Source organism: Streptomyces sp. NPDC058665, from assembly GCF_042714995.1.
Lineage (GTDB): Bacteria > Actinomycetota > Actinomycetes > Streptomycetales > Streptomycetaceae > Streptomyces.
Genome location: NZ_JBHXRX010000009.1, coordinates 100,474 through 119,984, shown reverse-complemented (window position 1 = coordinate 119,984; position 19,511 = coordinate 100,474). Strand labels below are relative to the sequence as shown.

Sequence of the window (19,511 nt, the reverse complement as noted above, 5' to 3'; positions counted from 1 at the left end):
CGTCCGTACGTCAGATTCCGCCCCCACTGATCTCACCGGGATTTACCTGACGAGGAGGAAGAGCGAGTGCCTGCGATACGCAAGCTGCTGGCCTCTCTGGCCGCCGCGGTGGTCTTCACCACCGGATTCACGGCCTTGACCAGCGCCGCCCCGGCCGAGGCCGCGGTGCCCAACACCATTCCGTTCACCATCAAGAACGACTCCGGCCGCGGCGAACAGCTCTACATCTACAACCTCGGTACGGAGCTCTCCTCCGGCCGACAGGGCTGGGCCGACGCCAACGGCACCTTCCACGCCTGGCCCGGCGGCGGCAATCCGCCGACCCCGGCGCCCGACGCGTCGATCGCGGGACCGCCCCCGGGTCAGAGCAAGACGATCCAGCTGCCGAAGTTCTCGGGGCGGGTCTACTTCTCGTACGGGCAGAAGCTCGTCTTCAAGCTGGCCACCGGCGGGCTGGTGCAGCCGGCCGTGCAGAATCCGAGCGACCCGAACCGGAACATCCTGTTCAACTGGTCCGAGTACACACTCAACGACTCGGGCCTGTGGATCAACAGCACCCAGGTCGACATGTTCTCGGCGCCGTACGCGGTCGGCGTCAAGGGCCCCAACGGCACCGTGAAGAACACGGGCCATCTGAAGCCGGGGGGCTACAACGGCTTCTACAACTCCCTCAGGAGCCAGTCGGGCGGCTGGGGCGGTCTGATCCAGACCCGGTCGGACGGCACCGTGCTTCGGGCTCTCGCACCGGGCCACGGCATCGCGTCCGGCGCCCTGCCGACCGGTGTGCTGAACGACTACATCAACCGGGTGTGGGCGAAGTACGCCAACTCCCCGCTCACGGTGACCCCGTTCGCGAATCAGCCGGCGGTCAAATACGTCGGCAGGGTCTCCGGCAACGTCATGAACTTCACCAACACCTCCGGCGCGGTGGTCACTTCGTTCCAGAAGCCCGACGCCGACAGCATCTTCGGCTGCTACAAACTGCTCGACGCGCCCAACGACCAGGTACGGGGCCCGATTTCACGCACCATGTGCGCCGGGTTCAACCGCTCGACGCTCTTGACCAACCCCAACCAGCCTGACGCCAACTCGGCGAACTTCTACAAGGACAGCGTCACCAACCACTACGCGCGGAAGATCCACGAGCAGATGGCCGACGGCAAGGCGTACGCGTTCGCCTTCGACGACGTCGGCGCCCACGAGTCGCTGGTACACGACGGCGACCCGCGGCAGGCGTACCTCACGCTCGACCCGTTCAACTAGGGCAGCGCCCCCCGAACACCCCGGGCCGCGTCTTCCGTAAGGAGGACGCGGCCCGGTGGTTTCCCCTGCCCCGTCGGAATCCCGGAAGGGCCCAGTTCGCGGTCGGTCCGGGTCGCTCCAGCTCCCCCCGGTCGCTCAGCGGATGGGCCGGTGAACGTTTTTCCGCTGGGACGCGCCGGGCGTGGCGTCCGCGATCCAGGGGCCGTCACCGCTCGGGTCGATGATGCCTTCCTCCAGCCAGGTGTAGGTCCCGGACAGCACGCCGTTCACGACCTTGCGGTCGATGTCGTCCGTGTTGGACCACAGTCGCGTGAACAGTTCCTCGACGCGGAGCCGGGCCTGCCGGCAGAAGACGTCGGCGAGCTGGTACGCCTCGCGGCCGTGCTCTCCCCCCGTACGCAGCATCTCGGCCCGTACGCACGCCGCGCTCATCGCGAACAGCTCGGCCCCGATGTCCACGATGCGGCCGAGGAAGCCCTGTTTGGTCTCCATGGCGCCCTGCCACCGCGACATGGCGTAGAAGGTCGAGCGGGCGAGCTTGCGCGACGTCCGCTCGACGTAGCGCAGGTGCGCGGAGAGATCCAGATGGCCCTTGGGGTGAAACTCCGCGTAGGAGGTGGGCAGTTGCCCCGGTCCGGCGACCAGCTTCGGCAGCCAGCGCGCGTAGAAGACGCCTGCCTGCGCCCCGGCCCTGGCCTTGTCGGACAGCGTCTTGTCGGGGTCGATGATGTCGCCGGCCACCGCCAGGTGCGCGTCGACCGCCTCGCGGGCGATCAGCAGATGCATGATCTCGGTGGAGCCCTCGAAGATCCGGTTGATCCGCATGTCGCGAAGGATCTGTTCGGCGGGCACGGCACGTTCACCGCGGGCCGCCAGCGACTCAGCCGTCTCGAAGCCCCGTCCGCCGCGGATCTGGACGAGTTCGTCCGCCATCAGCCAGCCCATCTCGGAGCCGTACAGCTTGGCCAACGCCGCCTCGATACGGATGTCGTTGCGGTCCTCGTCGGCCATCTGGGACGCCAGGTCGACCACGGCCTCCAGCGCGAACGTCGTCGCCGCGATGAACGAGATCTTCTCCCCCACCGCCTCGTGGTGGGCGACCGGCTTGCCCCACTGCTCGCGCGCCGCCGTCCACTCTCGGGCGATCTTCAGACACCACTTGCCGACGCCGACGCACATCGCGGGCAGCGACAGACGGCCGGTGTTGAGCGTGGTCAGGGCGATCTTGAGGCCGGCGCCCTCGGGGCCGATACGGTTCGCCGCCGGGACCCGCACCTGATGGAAGCGGGTGACCCCGTTCTCGAGACCGCGCAGGCCCATGAAGGCGTTGCGGTTCTCGACCGTGATGCCCGGCGAGTCCGCCTCGACGACGAAAGCGGTGATGCCGCCCTTGTGGCCCTCCGACTTCGGTACGCGGGCCATCACGACGAGGAGGTCGGCGACGACGCCGTTGGTGGTCCAGAGCTTCACTCCGTCCAGGACGTAGTCGTCGCCGTCGCGCACCGCCGTGGTGGCAAGGCGCGCGGGGTCGGAGCCGACATCGGGCTCGGTCAGCAGGAAGGCGGAGATGTCGGTACGGGCCAGGCGCGGCAGGAACATGTCCTTCTGCTCCTGGGTGCCGAACATTTTCAGCGGCTGCGGTACGCCGATGGACTGATGCGCGGAGAGCAGCGCGCCGATCGAGGCGTTCGCCATGCCGACCAGGGCGAGGGCCTTGTTGTAGTACACCTGGGTGAGGCCGAGGCCACCGTATTTGCGGTCGATCTTCATGCCGAAAGCGCCGAGTTCCTTGAGGCCGTTGATCACCTCGTCGGGGATGCGCGCCTCGCGCTCGATCCTGGCGCCGTCGATGCGCGTCTCGCAGAACTCGCGCAGCGTGGCCAGGAAGGCTTCTCCGCGCCGTACGTCCTCCGCCGGGGGTGCGGGGTGGGGATGGATGAGATCGAGCTGGAAACGACCGAGGAACAGCTCCTTGGCGAAGCTCGGCTTGCGCCAGCTCTGCTCACGGGCGGCCTCGGCCACCCGGCGCGCTTCCCGCTCGGAGACCTTGGGGGGCTCCGGGACCTGGGCCGTGTCGAATGAATCGGATGGAGCGGACATCGGGAACTCACCTCGCCGCGAACGTCGGGTCGATGGGCCCGACCGGCCAAGGCGTTCTCGTGGCGCCCTGATGGGAAAGGTACCGGCCGGTACTACTCGTCCGTATCTACCCGATTACCGAGCGTGTAGCCAGTCCTGCCGCGCACCGTCGGCGCGACGGGGCGAGGGTCCTGCGCCTACCCCGAGGTGGCCGGGACCGCACCACGGCGCTCCCGGCGGTGTCCTCCTCGGTACGAATACGGCGGGGGCGTGGACGGGGCCGGACGGGGGGTTACGCCCCCTCGTCCGGCCCCGTCGTCCGCCGTGGGCCGCGCCCTACAGGGCCAGGCCGGTGAAGACCATCACGCGCTCGTACGTGTAGTCGTCCATCGCGTACTTCACGCCCTCGCGACCGACGCCGGACTGCTTGACGCCGCCGTACGGCATCTGGTCGGCGCGGTACGACGGGATGTCGCCGACGATCACGCCGCCGACCTCGAGCGCCCGGTGCGCGCGGAACGCCGCCTGCACGTCGTGGGTGAACACGCCCGCCTGGAGGCCGTACTTGGAGTCGTTCACCGTCTCGAACGCCGCCTCCTCGCCGTCGACGCGGCTGAGAGTGACGACGGGGCCGAAGACCTCCTCGCAGGAGATCGTGACGTCGGGCGGAACGTCGGCGAGGACGGTGGGCGCGTACGCCGCCCCGTCGCGCTTTCCGCCGGCCAGGAGCCGGGCGCCGGCGCGTACGGCCTCGTCCACCCACGCCTCGACGCGCTTGGCGGCGTCCTCGCTGACGAGAGGGCCGACGTCCGTGGCGTCGTCGGAGGGGTCGCCGGTGACCTGCGCCTCGACGGCGGCGACGATCTTCGGTACGAGGCGCTCGTACAGGGACGCGTCCGCGACGACGCGCTGCACCGAGATGCAGGACTGGCCGCCCTGGTAGTTGGCGAAGGTGCCGATCCGGGTCGCCGCCCAGTCGAGATCCTTCTCGCTGGCGTAGTCGGCGAGGACAACTGCCGCACCGTTGCCGCCGAGTTCGAGGGTGCAGTGCTTGCGCGGCACCGAGTCCATGATGGCGAAGCCGACCTTGTCGGAGCCGGTGAAGGAGATCACCGGCAGCCGCTCGTCCTGTACGAGGGTGGGCATCCGGTCGTTGGAGACGGGCAGCACCGACCAGGCGCCGGCGGGCAGCTCGGTCTCGGCAAGCAGCTCGCCGATGAGCAGGCCGGAGAGCGGCGTCGCGGGGGCCGGCTTGAGGATGATCGGGGCGCCGACGGCGATGGCCGGGGCGATCTTGTGCGCGCAGAGGTTCAGCGGGAAGTTGAACGGCGCGATCCCGAGGACGACGCCGCGCGGGAAGCGGCGGGTCAGCGCGAGGCGGCCCGTGCCGCCGGCGTCGGTGTCGAGTCGCTGGGCCTCGCCGCCGTTGAAGCGGCGGGACTCCTCGGCCGCGAACCGGAAGACCGAGACGGCGCGGCCGACCTCGCCGCGCGCCCACTTCATGGGCTTGCCGTTCTCGGCGGAGATCAGACGGGCGATCTCCTCGGTGCGCTCGACGAGACGCCGCGACACATGATCGAGCGCGGCGGCCCTGACATGGGCGGGCGTCGCGGCGAACTCGTCTCGCACGGCGTACGCGGCGGCGACGGCCTCTTCGACCTGGGCCTCGGTCGGAACGGCGACCTTGCCGACGAGCCGGCCGTCCCACGGGGACGTGACGTCCAAGGTCTCCTCACCGGTGGCCTGGCGCCCGGCGAGCCAGAAGGCGTGGGTGGCTGCCACAGTTTCGTTCGGCATTGCGAGTCCCGGCCCTTCCGAAGTGGTGGTGTTGTCTCCTCCACCGTAGGGGCGCGGGCCACGGACGTGATTTGTCCGGGGTGGAGTGATGGTGGGTGCGCCCTGTGACGCTTTGGCGTACCCGACTGTCGGCACGCTGTCGCCGGTGGGTGACCCGTGGGCCAGCGTGGATCGCCCACCGGTCGGCCCGAGGCGGGCTTACGTGGTAACTGACGAACATGTCGCGGCAGTTGGGGCGGACAGCGGCCGAGAACTCGGCCCGGCCATGCGCTAGGTTCCCGGCGGCGTCGCCGATGTGGTCTTGAGAGCCAGCCACAGCTCCATCCGCACGTCCGGGTCGTCCAGCGTGCGGCCCAGGATCTCCTCCACACGGCGCATGCGATAGCGCAGCGTATGCCGGTGGACGCCCAGATCCGCCGCCGCGGCGTCCCACTGGCCGTGGCGCGAGAGCCAGGCCCTGAGGGAGTCCACCAGGTCACCGCGCCCCTTGGCGTCGTGTTCGTACAGCGCGCGGAGCATGCCGTCGGCGAACGCACGCACCGCGTCGTCCGCGAGGAGCGGCAGAAGCGAGCCGGCTGCCAGTTCCTCGTGCTCCACCAGCGCGCGGCCCCGTCGGCGGGCGACGGACAGCGACTGTTCGGCCTGTTTGTACGCGCCCGCCGCCGCGATCGGCCCCGTCGGCGCGGAGAGGCCGATGACGAGCCCGGCCTCGTCCGTCTCCTGGTCCTTGTACGTCTCACAGGCGGCGACGACCGCGCCGGAGTCAGCGGCGAGCACGACGAGCCGTTCCCCGCCGTCGGGCACGGCGAGCACCGCTTCCCCACCGTGCGCCGCCGACGCTTCCAGTGAGTCGGTCAGCGACTGGAGCAGGTCACCGGTGGCGGGGTCACGTGCATCGGACGCGGCCTCGGCCGGTTCGGCGACGAGCAGGCGGAACGGGGCGTCCAGCAGCCCCCCGTACAGATCTCCCGCCACCGCCCGAGCGTGGTCCGGCTGTCCGGAGAGCAGCATCCGCAACACGGCGGAGCCCAGCCGCTGCTCGGCCTCCTGAAGCGCGCGCGACCGCTCCGTGGTGAGGGTCAAGAGGGCGACCGCCGAGTGCACCGCGTACCGCTCCGCCGTCCCCAACGCCGCCCCCGTGCCGACGGCGAGCGCGCCCCGTACGCGTCGGCCGGTCCCCAGCGACTGGAGCTCGACCCGGTCGTCCGGATCGCCGACCACGGTGCTGGCGGGCGCGGGACGCTTCCGCAGCCGTTCCACCTCCGGCGTGAGGCGGGCGGCGCGGCGTGCGGCCCAGTCGGGCGCGGCGGCTATCACCGCGCCCGTCGCGTCGTAGAGCGCGGCCCAGCCGTCGATGTGCGCGGCGAGACGGGTGAGCAGGGCGGCGGGGCCTTCGGACAGCGCCGCGCGGGTCAGCTCCCGCTGCGCCTCGAAACCCGCCGTGACCGCCCGGTACTGATCCGCCGCGATGGCCGCCGAGACGGCCTTGCTGATGGCAAGGAAAGGGGTAGGGCGCGGTACGGCGAGCAGCGGCAGCCCCTCCGCGCGGGCGGCGTCGACCAGAGCGTCCGGAATGTCCTCGTAATTGACGCCGACCGCGAAGCCGAGCCCGACGACGCCGGCGCCGACGAGGCGCCGTACGTAGCGCCGCATGGCCTCGGGGTCTTCGGCGTGCAGGGTGACGGCCGTGACGAGCAGCAGCTCGCCGCCGTCCATGTACGGCACCGGGTCTTCGAGTTCACTGACATGGGCCCAGCGCACCGGCGTATCGAGCCGGTCCTCCCCCGCGCGCACGGTGAGCTTGAGCGCCGAGTGCTGGACGAGGGAAGCGAGGGTGGGCGGCATGGCGAACCGTAGGACCTTCACGAAGGGGACGCGCTGGCATTTTCGCCGTCCCGTAGAAACGGCGTACCTCAATTCTGCCAGGGTGTACGAGAAGCGGGTACGGGCTCGGGCGATGCCGACGACAGGCGGCAGGACGCCCGCGGCCGACGCCACCGACCCTGCCTCCGTACATAGATTCGCGTGCTGATCGCCCGGGGAGCGCTCAGGTACGGAGGTCCACCAGCATCGGCGGTACGTGCTCCCCACCGACCGTGGTCAGCGAGAGCACGGCATGGCCCGCCGGGACGGAGTGGGCCAGTTCGGAGGCCGACCAGCGCTCACGCTCGACCTCCCGGACTGTGACCGCCTCGGCGGTGGCGGCCTTGCCGGTCACCAGCCGCCGCATGAAGTGCACCGCCTTCGTGAGCGGCTCGTCCGAGATGATCTGCCGGTTGGTGACGTCGCGGGTCTGGACCCACTCCGTGCCCCAGCTCTCCGCGAAGCGCCCGCCGTCCCAGGGCCCGAGCCCGGAGAAGGCCATGCGGCACCCCACGGCGCCCAGGAGCGGTCCGCGCAGCGGGTCCGGGACGTCTTCCAGCGTGCGCAGCGCGAGGACCACACCGGCGTTCGCCGAGCGCAGGCGCTGGATGGCGCGGACGGAGTCGCCCGTCACCGTGTACGTCGCGTCGTCCAGGACCAGGCAGGCGAAGAGCGACCGGTCCGTGCGGGCGAGCGCGGCGTCGGTGAACTGGGCGAGGAGCAGTCGGGCGATGATCCGTGACGCCTCGGCGTGGCCTCGTTCGGGCAGGTCGATCCTGACCCTCAGCGGATGCTCGATGGCGCGCAGCGAGAAGGCCCGGCTGCTGCCGTCCGTACGGAAGAAGTCGGCGAAGGCGGGCCGGTCGAGGAAGGCGAGGCGTTCGGCCAGGAGGACACCGATGTCGTCGCCGCGCGTCGACTGCCGCTCGCGTGCGTCGAGCTCGCGCAGTTGGGCGGCGGCGCCGGGGTCGCCCGACGTCTCCAGAGCGGTGCGCAGGGACTCGAGCGCCGTGGGGGAACCGCCGATCAGCTCGCGTAGCTCAGGTACGGCGGGGAAGCGCCCGTGGACGCTGCGGTACGGGCCGATGAGCTGGGCGAGGGCGGTGGCGGCCCTGCGCCTGTCCCCGCCGGGGAGACCGGCTGCCAGATCACCCACGAGGGCCTCCGAGAGCGTCCTGGCGGCCTCGTCCGGGTCGTCGGCGCTTCCGTAGAGGTCGAGGTCGTGCGTGGCGTCGGGGCGGCCGACAGCGATGACCAGGTCGAAGGAGTCGTCGGGGGCGAGCGCCGCCCCGTCGGCGGTGACGGCGACGACGGCCGCGCGGTTGGCCAGCGCCTGGAGGCAGAGCGACTCGACCACGGGGCGGACCAGCCGGACCGTCTTGCCAGCACCAGCGGGACCGACAGCGAGCAGCGACGTGCCGAGCAGCCCCGGCTCCAGGGCAACGCCCGTGGTGCGCCGCGCGTACGGGTTACGGGGGTGGTCCGCCGCGGTGCCGATCCTGACCTGCCCCGTGACGAGGTCGTGGTGGGCGGTACGCAGCGGCAGGTCACGTACACCCGAAGGATGCCCGCAGGCGCCCGCCCCGTGGGCGCGGACGGTGTCGGTGAACGCGGGCAGCCGTTCGGGGCGGGTGCGGACGCCCTGCCAGGCGCGGCGGATCCGCGCGTAGTCGACGTCGCTGAGGGTGCCGCGGTGTATAGCGCCGGCAAGCTGGGCGGCGGCTTCGGTAAGTCCTGCGGCGCGGAGTTCGGGCCAGTCCGCGGGATCGGCCTCGGCGGGAGGCGGCGGCGGGGGCAGTTCGTCCGGGGTGACCATCCCGAGTCGCCTTCGTACGGAGGGCCAGGTGCCGGCGCGCGCGACGACGGCCAGCACGGCGAGGCCGAGGAGCACGTAGTAGACGTTCGACACCCAGGTGAGCCAGGTGACGGTGCGCGGCATCTCGCGCCAGAAACCCGGCAGTAGTACGAAGAGCGGCCACAGGGGCACTCCGTAGCGCCGCCAGACCTCGTTCCAGTTGCCGATGCGGCCGAAGCCGATGGCGAGCAGGCTGATGACGAGCGCGTAGTAGAAGTAGCTCGCCGCGACGTACAGCTCCACGTGGGGACTGTTCGGCGACCGCCAGTCCTCGGGGGTCAGCCACTGGATCGGCAGGAGCCACCAGTTGTCGCCGAAGATCCACCAGCCGCCCAGGTAACCGTTCCAGAGCAGTGACCAGACGAGCCAGCCGCAGAGGTAGGCGACGAGCGCACCGCTGAACAGCTGACGGGCCGGTACCTGCTCGGGCTCCTCCGGAGGGCGCGGACGGTGGCCGAGGCGCCAGACGCCTGGTTCGGCCTCGGGGCGGGGGATCCGCAGCCAGTCGGCCACGGACGCACCGATGCCCGGCGCCGGGGCGTGTGCCGGCGAGGGGGGCAGGGCCGGAGACGCGGGCGGCGCGGCGTGCCCCTTCGGGGCGGAGGGTGGCGGCGCAGACGGCGGCGTAGAAGGCTGGGGCGGTGGGCCCGCCGGACGGGGCACGGGATTGGCTCGTGTGCCGCGTGAGTCGTGCGTGCCGTCGTTGTTCATGAACCCCTGTCCCCTGACCAGCCAGGTCCGCTCAGTACAGGCCTCAATCTAGTGCCCGTGCACGGGGAGTTCACCGTTGCGGCCATACGGAGTGTTGATCGCGGGCCCCCCGAGGCGCGTGAAACGGCGCGCCGGGTCCTATGTCCGTGGCGGACAACGACACGCCCCGGATGCTCCCGAACGGCGCATGCCCGCCGCCCGACTCGGCCCCTAGCCTGCGAAGTGAAGGCAGATGCGAGTACGCGAGACACGTAGCGTCCGGAACCACCCCCAGGAGCCCCTCATGACCGCAATCCCGCAGGAGCGGCGCATCGTCACCGCCGTCCCCGGTCCCAAGTCGCTGGAGCTGCAGAACCGCCGTACCGCTGCGGTCGCCGCCGGCGTGGGATCCGTGATGCCCGTCTTCGCCGCCCGCGCGAGCGGCGGCGTCGTCGAGGACGTCGACGGCAACAGCTTCATCGACTTCGGGTCCGGCATCGCGGTGACGTCCGTCGGTTCCTCCGCGGAGGCCGTCGTACGCCGCGCCACGGCGCAGCTCGCCGACTTCACCCACACCTGTTTCATGGTCACGCCGTACGAGGGCTACGTGGAGGTCTGTGAGCAGCTCGCCGAGCTGACCCCGGGCGACCACGCCAAGAAGTCCGCGCTGTTCAACTCGGGCGCCGAGGCCGTCGAGAACGCGGTGAAGATCGCCCGCTCGTACACCAGGCGCCAGGCGGTCGTGGTCTTCGACCACGGCTATCACGGCCGTACGAACCTCACGATGGCGCTGACCTCGAAGAACATGCCGTACAAGCACGGCTTCGGCCCGTTCGCACCCGAGATCTACCGCGTCCCCGTGGCGTACGGCTACCGCTGGCCGACCGGCCCGGAGAACGCCGGCGCCGAGGCCTCCGCACAGGCCATCGACCAGATCAACAAGCAGATCGGCGCGGAGAACGTCGCGGCGATCGTCATCGAGCCGCTGCTCGGCGAGGGCGGCTTCATCGAGCCGGCGAAGGGCTTCCTGCCCGCCCTCGCGAAGTTCGCCAAGGACAACGGCATCGTCTTCGTGGCCGACGAGATCCAGTCCGGTTTCTGCCGGACGGGGCAGTGGTTCGCCTGCGAGGACGAGGGCGTCGTACCCGACCTGATCACCACGGCGAAGGGCATCGCGGGCGGCCTGCCGCTCGCCGCCGTCACGGGGCGCGCGGAGATCATGGACGCGCCGCACTCGGGCGGCCTCGGCGGTACGTACGGCGGTAACCCGGTGGCCTGCGCCGCCGCGCTCGGTGCCATCGAGACGATGCGCGAGCTGGACCTCGTATCGAAGGCCAGGCGTATCGAGGAGATCATGAAGCCTCGCCTCAAGGAGATGGCCGAGAAGTTCGACGTCATCGGCGACGTACGGGGCCGTGGCGCGATGCTCGCGCTCGAACTGGTCAAGGACCGGGATACCAAGGAACCGAACCCGGAGGCGACCGCGGCGCTCGCCAAGGCGTGCCACGTGGAGGGGCTGTTGGTCCTCACCACCGGCACGTACAGCAACGTGCTCCGGTTCCTGCCGCCGCTGGTGATCGGTGAGGACCTCCTTACGGAGGGCCTGGACATCCTGGAGCAGGCGCTCGCCGGACTCTGACTGGTGGGTGCGCGCCTGCGGGGCGCCGGTCAGGCTCCGTCTCCGTACGAAGGGCTCCACCGCTCCGTACGGTGTCGGGCCCCGGGGCGGGCCTGTGAAGAAGGTGTGCGGGGCCGATGGCGGGTTCAGCTTCCCGCTGTCGCACCTCACGGCCCTGCCGTACGGTTTCGGCAGATGAAAGAAACACCCCGCCCGCAGGAGACTGTGGGCGACCCCACGGCGGCGCTTCCCCGGCTCCGTCCTGGTCGCGTCTTCGGACGCACTGGAGCATCCAGCTCCGGAATTCCTCACCGATCGGACGGCCGCCCGCCCCAAACCCCCCGGGGCGCGCGGCGACCCGATCCCGGCGGCCGTCTCGGAACTACCCCCCCTGTTCCGGGGCGGCCGGCATTTCTTTCCGGGCGCTTCGGGTCAGCAGGCCCTCTCGGCCCCTTCACTCCCCTCGGGGTATTCGCTCTCTGCGGCGTTCTCTTCACTCTCGTCACCTGGCAGGTCGTCGCCGGTGGCCCGCTCCGTGACACGGATGAACGCCTAGGGCACGACGCCTTCGGACGCGGCCCCACCGGACTGACGGAGTTCCTGGCCGATCTCGGCGGCATGGCGATCGCCCTGCCCGTTCTGGCCGTCGCGGTGGGGTACGCGGCGTGGCGGGGGCACCGTGCGCGGGCGACGGCGGTCGTACTGGCCATGGCCGCCGTTCCGGTGCTCGTGGTGCCGCTCAAGCTGTGGATCGACCGGACGGGGCCGCTCACGGCGGAGTCCGGCTACTACCCCTCGGGCCACACGGCGACGGCGATGGTCGCCTACTGCGGCGCCGCACTGCTGCTGCGGCCCCGTACGGGGCGCGGATGGGCGATGCCCGTCGCCGTGGGTCTCAGTGCGGCGACGGGCATCGGACTGGTGCTGCGGGGCTATCACTGGCCGCTCGACGTGCTCGGCAGCTGGCTGCTCTGCGGCATGGTGCTGGCCCTGTTGGTGACGGCCCTGCGGTGGATCGACAACCGCAGGGCCGTCGGCTCGGAGGCGGGCGCCCCGTAGCGCGAGACGGGTCTGGCCGGCCCGGCTCAGCTTCCGAAGTACCCGTCGAAGTTCCGTGAGAACTCCCACTGGTTGAAACGGTCCCAGTTGATCGACCAGGTCATCAGCCCGCGCAGGGCGGGCCACGTGCCGTGCGTCTGGTACGCCCCGCAGTTGGTCTTCTTCGTCAGACAGTCCAGGGCCTTGTTCACCTCGGACGGGGCGGTGTGGCCGTTGCCCGCCTGCTGCGACGCCGGGAGTCCGATCGCCACCTGGCCCGGGTCGAGCGCCGGGAAGACCTTGGTGGTGTCGCCCGCCACCGGGAAGCCGGTGAGCAGCATGTCGGTCATCGCGATGTGGAAATCGGCGCCGCCCATGGTGTGGTACTGGTTGTCGAGCCCCATGATCGGCCCCGAGTTGTAGTCCTGGACGTGAAGCAGGGTGAGGTCGTCGCGCAGGGCGTGGATGACGGGGAGGTACGCCCCGGCGCGCGGGTCCTGGCCGCCGAAGGGGCCGGATCCGTAGAACTGGTAGCCGAGCTGCACGAAGAACGTCTCCGGGGCCATCGTGAGCACGAAGTCCGCCCCGTACTTGGCCTTGAGGCTCTTCACGGCGGAGATCAGGTTGACGATGACTGGGCTCGTCGGGTTGCGGAAGTCGGTGTCGCCGTTGTTGAGAGAGAGCGAGTGGCCCTCGAAGTCGATGTCGAGGCCGTCGAGGCCGTACTCATCGATGATCTTGGATACGGAGCTCACGAAGGCGTCGCGCGCGGCGGTCGAGGCGAGTTGGACCTGACCGTTCTGACCGCCGATGGAGATCAGGACCTTCTTGCCGGCGGCCTGTTTGGCCTTGATGGCGGCCTTGAACTCGGCGGGGGATTCGACGTTCGGGCATTCGGCGACGGGGCACAGGCTGAAGCGGATGTCGCCCGAGGTGACCGATGTCGGCTCGCCGAAGGCGAGGTTGATGACGTCCCACGAGGCGGGCACGTCGGCCATGCGCGTGTAGCCGGAGCCGTTGGCGAAGCTGGAGTGGAGGTAGCCGACCAAGGCGTGGGCGGGGAGTTCCGCCTCGTTGCCGCCGCCGTCCGCGGGCTGGGTTGTCGCGGTGACGACGGAGGAGAGCGGAGAGCGGCCCGCGGCGTTGGTGGCCGAGACCTGGAAGCGGTAGGCGGTCGCGGGGCTGAGCCCCGTGACGGTGGTCGACGTGCCGCTGACGTTCAGGTTCGGGGCGCCGTCGCGGTGCACCGTGTAGCCCGTCGCGCCCGCCACAGGCGACCACGCGAGGCCGACCGAGGACGCGGTGACGGCCGAGGATCTGAGGCCCGCGGGGGCAGTGGCCGGGGGCTGCCCGGTCTCGCCGCCCGGCCCGACGAGGCTGAGGTCGTCGACGTGATAGGCGGGGGTTCCGTACCAGCCGTTGGTGTAGAGAGTCACCGACGTGGTGGCGGGGCCGGTGCGGAAGGAGGTGGTGAGTTTCTGCCAACTCGGCGCGGACGGCGTCCAAGTTGAGACGTCGGTGGTGCCGGTTCCGGAGGCTCCGAGGTAGACGTAGCTTCCCTGGACCCAGGCGCTCAGCGTGTACGCCGAGTCGGGTCGGACCGTGACCGTCTGGCTGCATTTCGCGTTGTCGCTGCCCGCCGGGGTGGCCTTCAGCGCGGAGGTGCCACCGTGCACGGGGCTGCTGACGGCCACGCCGCTGCCGCCCGTACAACTCCAGCCGGTGAGGCCGGATTCGAAGCCGCCGTTGGTGGCGACGTCCGCGTCGGCCGCACGCGCCGTCTCAGCGGAGACGACGAGACCGCCGGCGGTCAGTACGGCCGCCGCGAAAGCGGCCACAAGTCTGGGGTACCGAGAAGGTCGTCTGTTGCGTTCCACAACTGCCTCCGGGCATGGCGGAATTGAGTGACCGAGCCGGGCACAACATGGTCCAGACCAATCAGGTTGTCAAGACCTCTGGCGCTCTACGGCTCCGACTGCCCAACCGCTACGGCACGCTGTCATCGACCGCCGGTGCGCCCCGACGGGGCCACGCGCGACGCACGAAGCCCGCGCCACACACGCCCCCGGCGCTCGCCGATCAGCACTCAGCTCGCCTGGTCATCGCTCCCGCCTCCATCGCTCCGGCCGTGTCCACCCTCGCCTCGCTCACCTCCGCCTCCCCCGCCGCCGTCGCCCCCGGCGATCTCGGCCGCCGCCTCGTGCATCGCAAGTTCCAGCAACGTCGGGTCGATGAGCGTGCCGGAGCCGTCGGGCGGGAGCACCCAGCGAACCCCGCCGCCGGTGCGCCCCGGATACGGCACGACGATCCAGGTGCCGCCGCCCGCGCCCCGTACCCCCGTACCGATCCAGCGGGCGACGGTGCCCGGCGGCACGAAGAACCCGAGGCGCGCGTCGCCGAAGTCGGCCAGGACGGGGCCAGGCCGGTCGACGAGCCGGGTCAGCACCCCGAGCGTCGGATACCCCAGCTCACCGGGGAGGATCAGGACGTCCCAGCGCTTCCCGGCGGGAAGGAGGGCGACCCCGTGCAGGTTCCGCTCCCATTCCCGCCGGCACGCGTCAGGATCGGGCGCTACCGACGCCAGCCACTCCAGCGCCGTACTCGACCCCGAGTGGGCCCTCGAGTCAGTCATCATGCGGCCTCCGCTCCACGTTGTTGGACAGTGCGTCCACAGAGGGGAGAGGGAGATCGCGCCGGATCATTACGCGAGTTCAGGGCGGCAGTCGCTGGTGATGTGGATCACACCACCACCGGCGTCACATCACCACCGGCGAAGAGGCCGCGACGCGGCCAAGAGCCGGCACGGGGCCGTGAGCGGCCCAGGACCAGGCCGCGACGGGGCCACGCCCGACCGACAAGTTGTCCGGCCGAGGCCCCATCCGTACGGAGGTCAGCTGTCGAAACCCAGCCCGACCCGGTCCATGGCCTTCAGCCACAGATTGCGCCGTCCGCCCCTGACGTCCGCGCGGGCCAGGGACCATTTCGTGAGCCCGATCCCGGCCCAGGCGGCCGGCTCCGGCGGGAAGGGCACCGGCTTCGTTCTGACCATCTCCAGCTCCGTACGCTCCGTTCGCTCCCCGGCGAGCAGATCGAGCATCACGTCGGCGCCGAAGCGGGTCGCGCCGACACCGAGCCCGGTGTAGCCGGCTGCGTACGCGACCCGCCCGCCGTACGCCGTGCCGAAGAAGGGGGAGAACCGCGAGCAGGTGTCGATGGCACCGCCCCACGCGTGGCTGAACCGCACACCCTCCAACTGAGGGAAGCACGCGAAGAAGTGCGAGGCGAGCTTGAGATAGGTCTCGGGGCGGCTGTCGAGGGCGGCGTCGAGGCGTCCTCCGTACGGATAGATCGCGTCGTACCCGCCCCACAGGATGCGGTTGTCGGCGGTGATCCGGAAGTAGTGGAACTGGTTGGCGCCCTCGCTGAGTCCCTGCCTCCTCTTCCACCCGATGGCACCGAGCTGGTCCTCGGTGAGGGGTTCGGTCGTCAGGGCGTAGTCGTAGACGGGCACCGTGTAGAGCCGCACGCGCCGTACGAGGGACGGGAAGACGTTCGTGCCGAGGGCGACGTGGCGGGCCAGCACTCGGCCGTACGGCGTGCGGACGGCCATGCCGGGGCCGGAGCGGGCGAGTTCGAGACCGGGCGTGTTCTCGTAGATGCGTACGCCGAGGTCCTGACAGGCCCGCTTCAGCCCCCAGGCGAGCCGCGCCGGGTTGAGCATGGCGACGCCCCGCCGGTCCCACAGGCCGCCGAGGAACGTCGGCGAGTCGACCTCCGCGCGCGCCTCTGCGCTATCCAGGAGGTGCAGACCCGTGAAGCCGGCCGCAGTCGCCTCCTCGCACAACTGGCGGAGATCTTCGAGCTGGTGGGGCTCCGTGGCCACGGTGATGTCGCCGGTGCGCTCGAAGTCGCAGTCGATGGCGTAGCGCTCGACGGCCGACTCGATGCCGTCGAGATTGCCCTCACCGAGATCCTCCAGCGCCCGGAGCTCGCCGGGCCAGCGGCTGAGTCCGTTGGCGAGGCCGTGGGTGAGGGAGGCCGAGCAGAAGCCGCCGTTACGGCCGGAGGCGGCCCAGCCCACCTCACGGCCCTCGATCAGGACGACGTCGCGGCGCGGGTCGCGCTCCTTGGCGAGGAGCGCCGTCCACAGGCCGCTGTAGCCGCCGCCGACGACGAGCAGGTCGCACCGTTCGTCGCCCGCCAGGGCCGGCACGGCGCCCGGCCTGCCGGGGTCGTCGAGCCAGTAGGCGACGGGCTGCGCGTCGGCGAGTGAGGCGGCTGCTGTACGCATGGCTCCAGGGGCCATGTCTTCCAACTCCTTCGGGTCCTGCTCAGGGTGTCGCGGCCTTCTTCCGCCGGTCGCTGACCAGCTGGCCGCCGATCACCATCAGTACCGCAACGACGAACATCGCCGTCCCGATGACGTTGATCTGCACCGGCGTGCCGCGCTGCGCCGATCCCCACACGAACATGGGGAAGGTGACGGACGAACCGGCGTTGAAATTGGTGATGATGAAGTCGTCGAACGAGAGGGCGAAGGCGAGCAGCGCCCCCGCCGCGATCCCCGGTGCGGCGATCGGCAGGGTGACCCGTACGAAGGTCTGCACCGGCCCCGCGTACAGGTCGCGGGCCGCCTCCTCCAGCTTCGGATCCATCGACATGACTCGCGCCTTGACGGCCGTCACCACAAAGCTGAGGCAGAACATGATGTGCGCGATGAGAACGGTCCAGAACCCCAACTCCGCCCCCATGTTCAGGAACAGGGTCAGCAGCGAGGCCGCCATCACGACTTCGGGCATGGCCATCGGCAGGAAGATCAGCGAGTTGATCGCACCGCGCGCCCGGAAGCGGTAGCGCACCAGCGCGAAGGCGATCATGGTGCCGAGGACGGTGGCCCCGATCGTCGCCCAGACGGCGATCTGGAACGAGAGCGTCAGCGACCCGCAGAGGTCCGCGACGCCGCACGGGTCCTTCCAGGCATCGAGCGAGAACGTCTGCCACTCGTAGTTGAAGCGCCCCTTCGGCTTGTTGAAGGAGAACACCATCACGACGAGGTTCGGCAGGATCATGTACGCGAGCGTGAGCAGCCCCGCGACCACGACCACATTGCGTCGGATCCAGCGCATCAGACCAGGTCCTCCGTCCCTGAACGGCGGATGTAGACGGTGACCACGACCAGCACGACCGCCATGAGGATGAACGAGAGCGCGGCCGCCGTCGGATAGTCGAGCACGCGCAGGAACTGGCTCTGGATCACGCTGCCCACCATCTTGGTGTCGGTGGAGCCGAGCAGTTCCGCGTTGACGTAGTCGCCGCTCGCCGGAATGAAGGTCAGCAGCGTGCCGGAGACGATGCCCGGCATGGACAGCGGGACGGTGACCTTTCGGAAGGTCGTCGCCGGCTTCGCGTAGAGGTCTCCGGCCGCCTCGTGCAGCCGCCCGTCGATGCGCTCCAGCGAGGTGTAGAGCGGCAGGATCATGAACGGCAGGAAGTTGTACGTGAGGCCGCAGACGACAGCCATGGGCGTGGCCAGGACGCGGTCGTCGGCCGTCCAGCCGAGCCAGCTGGTCACGTCGAGCACCCGCAGGGCGTCCAACGCCCCGACCACGGCGCCGTCGTCCGCAAGGATCGTCTTCCAGGCGAGCGTGCGGATCAGGAAGCTCGTGAAGAACGGGGCGATGACCAGGACCAGCAGCAGGTTGCGCCAGCGGCCGGCCTTGAAGGCGATGAGGTACGCCAGCGGGTAGCCGAGCAGCAGGCACAGCACGGTGGCGGTGCCCGCGTACAGCAGCGAGCGCACGAAGTGCGGGTAGTACTCCTGGAGCGCGTCCCAGTAGGTCTGGAAGTGCCAGGTGACCTTGAAGCCCTCTTCGAGCGAGCCCGTCTGTACGGAGGTCGACGCCTGGTAAACCATCGGCAGCGCGAAGAAGACCAGCAGCCACAGGATGCCGGGCAGCAGCAGCCAGTACGGGACGAGGCGCTTACGGCGCGGAGTCTTACGTACCGCCGCGTCGGTGACCGGTGGTGTGGGTGGCGCGGGTGGCGCTGCCGTGGCGGTCACGCCCCCTCCTCGTCCACCGTCTTGACGCCCGCGTCGATGTCCTGGGCGGCGTCGAGCCCGAAGCTGTGCGCGGGGTTCCAGTGCAGGACCACCTCGGCCCCCGGAACGAGCCGGCCGTCGCGCTCGATGTTCTGCGCGTACACCTCCAACTCCCCACAGACGGGGCTGTCGATGACGTACTGCGTCGAGACTCCGATGAAGCTGGAGTCGACGATGCGCCCGGTGATCCGGTTACGGCCTGCGGGGATGGACCCCTCGTCGTCGACGTGCGCGAGGGAGATCTTCTCGGGGCGTACGCCGACGAGCAGCCTGCCGCCGTCCAGGACCTGCGTCGTACAGCGGTCGGCGGGCAGCCTCAGCTTCACGCCGGCCGACGTCACCACCACCTCGTCGCCGGTCTTCTCCGCGACGTCGGCCTCGATGAGGTTGGAGGTGCCGAGGAAGTTGGCGACGAAGGTGGTCTGCGGGTTCTCGTACAACTCCGCCGGCGCGCCCAGTTGCTCGACCCGCCCCGCGTTCATCACCGCGACCGTGTCGGCCATCGTCATGGCCTCCTCCTGGTCGTGCGTGACATGCACGAACGTGATGCCGACCTCCGTCTGAATGCGCTTGAGCTCCAGCTGCATCTGGCGGCGCAGCTTTAGGTCGAGCGCACCGAGGGGCTCGTCGAGCAGCAGCACTTTCGGATGGTTGATGAGTGCGCGGGCCACGGCGACACGCTGCTGCTGGCCGCCGGAGAGCTGGTGCGGCTTCCTCTTCGCGAAGTCGCCGAGCTGCACGAGGTCGAGCATGTCCCCGACCTGTTTCTTCACAGACTTGATGCCGCGACGGCGCAGGCCGAAGGCGACGTTCTCGTAGATGTCGAGGTGCGGGAAGAGCGCGTAACTCTGGAAGACCGTGTTGACGGGGCGCTTGTGCGGCGGCAGACCGGTGACGTCCTTCTCGCCGAGAAAGACCGATCCGGTGGTCGGGTCCTCCAGGCCGGCGATCATCCGCAGCGTGGTGGTCTTGCCGCAGCCCGAGGCGCCGAGTAGGGCGAAGAAGGAGCCCTGGGGGACGGTGAGGTCGAGGGGTTTGACGGCGTGGAAGGAGCCGTACGACTTGCTTATCCCGGTGAGGCGGACGTCGTCGCCGCCCCGGTCGGTGGATGCGGTCTCAGTCATGGGTATCGATCCCGGGGGCTTGGGAGGGGCGGAACGGAGCGGAGAGGGCCTCTGGGGACCCCCGCGGCCTTGCGGTGCGAGCCG

13 protein-coding genes are annotated in these 19,511 nt (G+C 70.2%); 3 read left to right on the top strand and 10 right to left on the bottom strand.

Going from position 1 to position 19,511, the window contains the following annotated elements; all coding sequences use genetic code 11:
* Positions 1-66 precede the first annotated feature (66 nt).
* Positions 67-1,263 (top strand): glycoside hydrolase family 64 protein, encoded by a 1,197-nt coding sequence (locus ACFWV8_RS08260; protein WP_384198938.1) that lies wholly within the window; start codon positions 67-69, stop codon positions 1,261-1,263.
* A gap of 135 nt (positions 1,264-1,398) precedes the next feature.
* Here the strand turns inward: ACFWV8_RS08260 and ACFWV8_RS08255 are convergent, their stop codons facing one another.
* From ACFWV8_RS08255 to ACFWV8_RS08240, 4 genes are all read right to left on the bottom strand, one after another.
* A complete protein-coding gene (locus ACFWV8_RS08255) occupies positions 1,399-3,363 on the bottom strand; it encodes an acyl-CoA dehydrogenase family protein (protein WP_384198937.1) in 1,965 nt (654 codons plus the stop codon).
* A 315-nt stretch (positions 3,364-3,678) separates the two neighbouring features.
* Positions 3,679-5,124, bottom strand: coding sequence for an aldehyde dehydrogenase family protein (locus ACFWV8_RS08250; RefSeq protein ID WP_384198982.1), 1,446 nt, complete (start codon positions 5,122-5,124; stop codon positions 3,679-3,681).
* Between the two features lie 285 nt (positions 5,125-5,409).
* Positions 5,410-6,984 (bottom strand): PucR family transcriptional regulator, encoded by a 1,575-nt coding sequence (locus ACFWV8_RS08245; protein ID WP_384198936.1) that lies wholly within the window; start codon positions 6,982-6,984, stop codon positions 5,410-5,412.
* Between the two features lie 202 nt (positions 6,985-7,186).
* Entirely contained in the window at positions 7,187-9,568 is a 2,382-nt protein-coding gene (locus tag ACFWV8_RS08240) for an ATP/GTP-binding protein (protein ID WP_384198935.1), read from the bottom strand.
* Between the two features lie 283 nt (positions 9,569-9,851).
* Between ACFWV8_RS08240 and gabT the strand changes: the two genes are divergently transcribed.
* The gene (gene gabT, locus ACFWV8_RS08235) at positions 9,852-11,186 is read left to right on the top strand and encodes a 4-aminobutyrate--2-oxoglutarate transaminase (RefSeq protein ID WP_384198934.1); all 1,335 of its coding nucleotides are present in this window, start codon (positions 9,852-9,854) and stop codon (positions 11,184-11,186) included.
* Positions 11,187-11,783: 597 nt separating this feature from the next.
* Positions 11,784-12,224: a phosphatase PAP2 family protein gene (locus ACFWV8_RS08230; RefSeq protein WP_384198933.1), complete on the top strand. Its 441-nt coding sequence runs from the start codon at positions 11,784-11,786 to the stop codon at positions 12,222-12,224.
* 26 nt (positions 12,225-12,250) lie between these two features.
* Here the strand turns inward: ACFWV8_RS08230 and ACFWV8_RS08225 are convergent, their stop codons facing one another.
* The 6 genes from ACFWV8_RS08225 to ACFWV8_RS08200 form a co-directional block, all read right to left on the bottom strand.
* Positions 12,251-14,080, bottom strand: coding sequence for a chitinase (locus tag ACFWV8_RS08225; protein ID WP_384198932.1), 1,830 nt, complete (start codon positions 14,078-14,080; stop codon positions 12,251-12,253).
* A 209-nt stretch (positions 14,081-14,289) separates the two neighbouring features.
* Positions 14,290-14,835, bottom strand: coding sequence for a hypothetical protein (locus ACFWV8_RS08220; protein WP_384198931.1), 546 nt, complete (start codon positions 14,833-14,835; stop codon positions 14,290-14,292).
* Positions 14,836-15,093: 258 nt separating this feature from the next.
* The gene (locus tag ACFWV8_RS08215; RefSeq protein WP_384198930.1) at positions 15,094-16,509 is read right to left on the bottom strand and encodes an NAD(P)/FAD-dependent oxidoreductase; all 1,416 of its coding nucleotides are present in this window, start codon (positions 16,507-16,509) and stop codon (positions 15,094-15,096) included.
* Positions 16,510-16,534: 25 nt separating this feature from the next.
* Positions 16,535-17,329: an ABC transporter permease gene (locus tag ACFWV8_RS08210; RefSeq protein WP_329380890.1), complete on the bottom strand. Its 795-nt coding sequence runs from the start codon at positions 17,327-17,329 to the stop codon at positions 16,535-16,537.
* Positions 17,329-18,264: an ABC transporter permease gene (locus ACFWV8_RS08205; RefSeq protein ID WP_384198929.1), complete on the bottom strand. Its 936-nt coding sequence runs from the start codon at positions 18,262-18,264 to the stop codon at positions 17,329-17,331. Before ACFWV8_RS08205 ends, ACFWV8_RS08210 begins: the two co-directional genes overlap by 1 nt.
* Positions 18,261-19,427 (bottom strand): ABC transporter ATP-binding protein, encoded by a 1,167-nt coding sequence (locus ACFWV8_RS08200; RefSeq protein WP_384198928.1) that lies wholly within the window; start codon positions 19,425-19,427, stop codon positions 18,261-18,263. Before ACFWV8_RS08200 ends, ACFWV8_RS08205 begins: the two co-directional genes overlap by 4 nt.
* Positions 19,428-19,511: the final 84 nt, after the last annotated feature.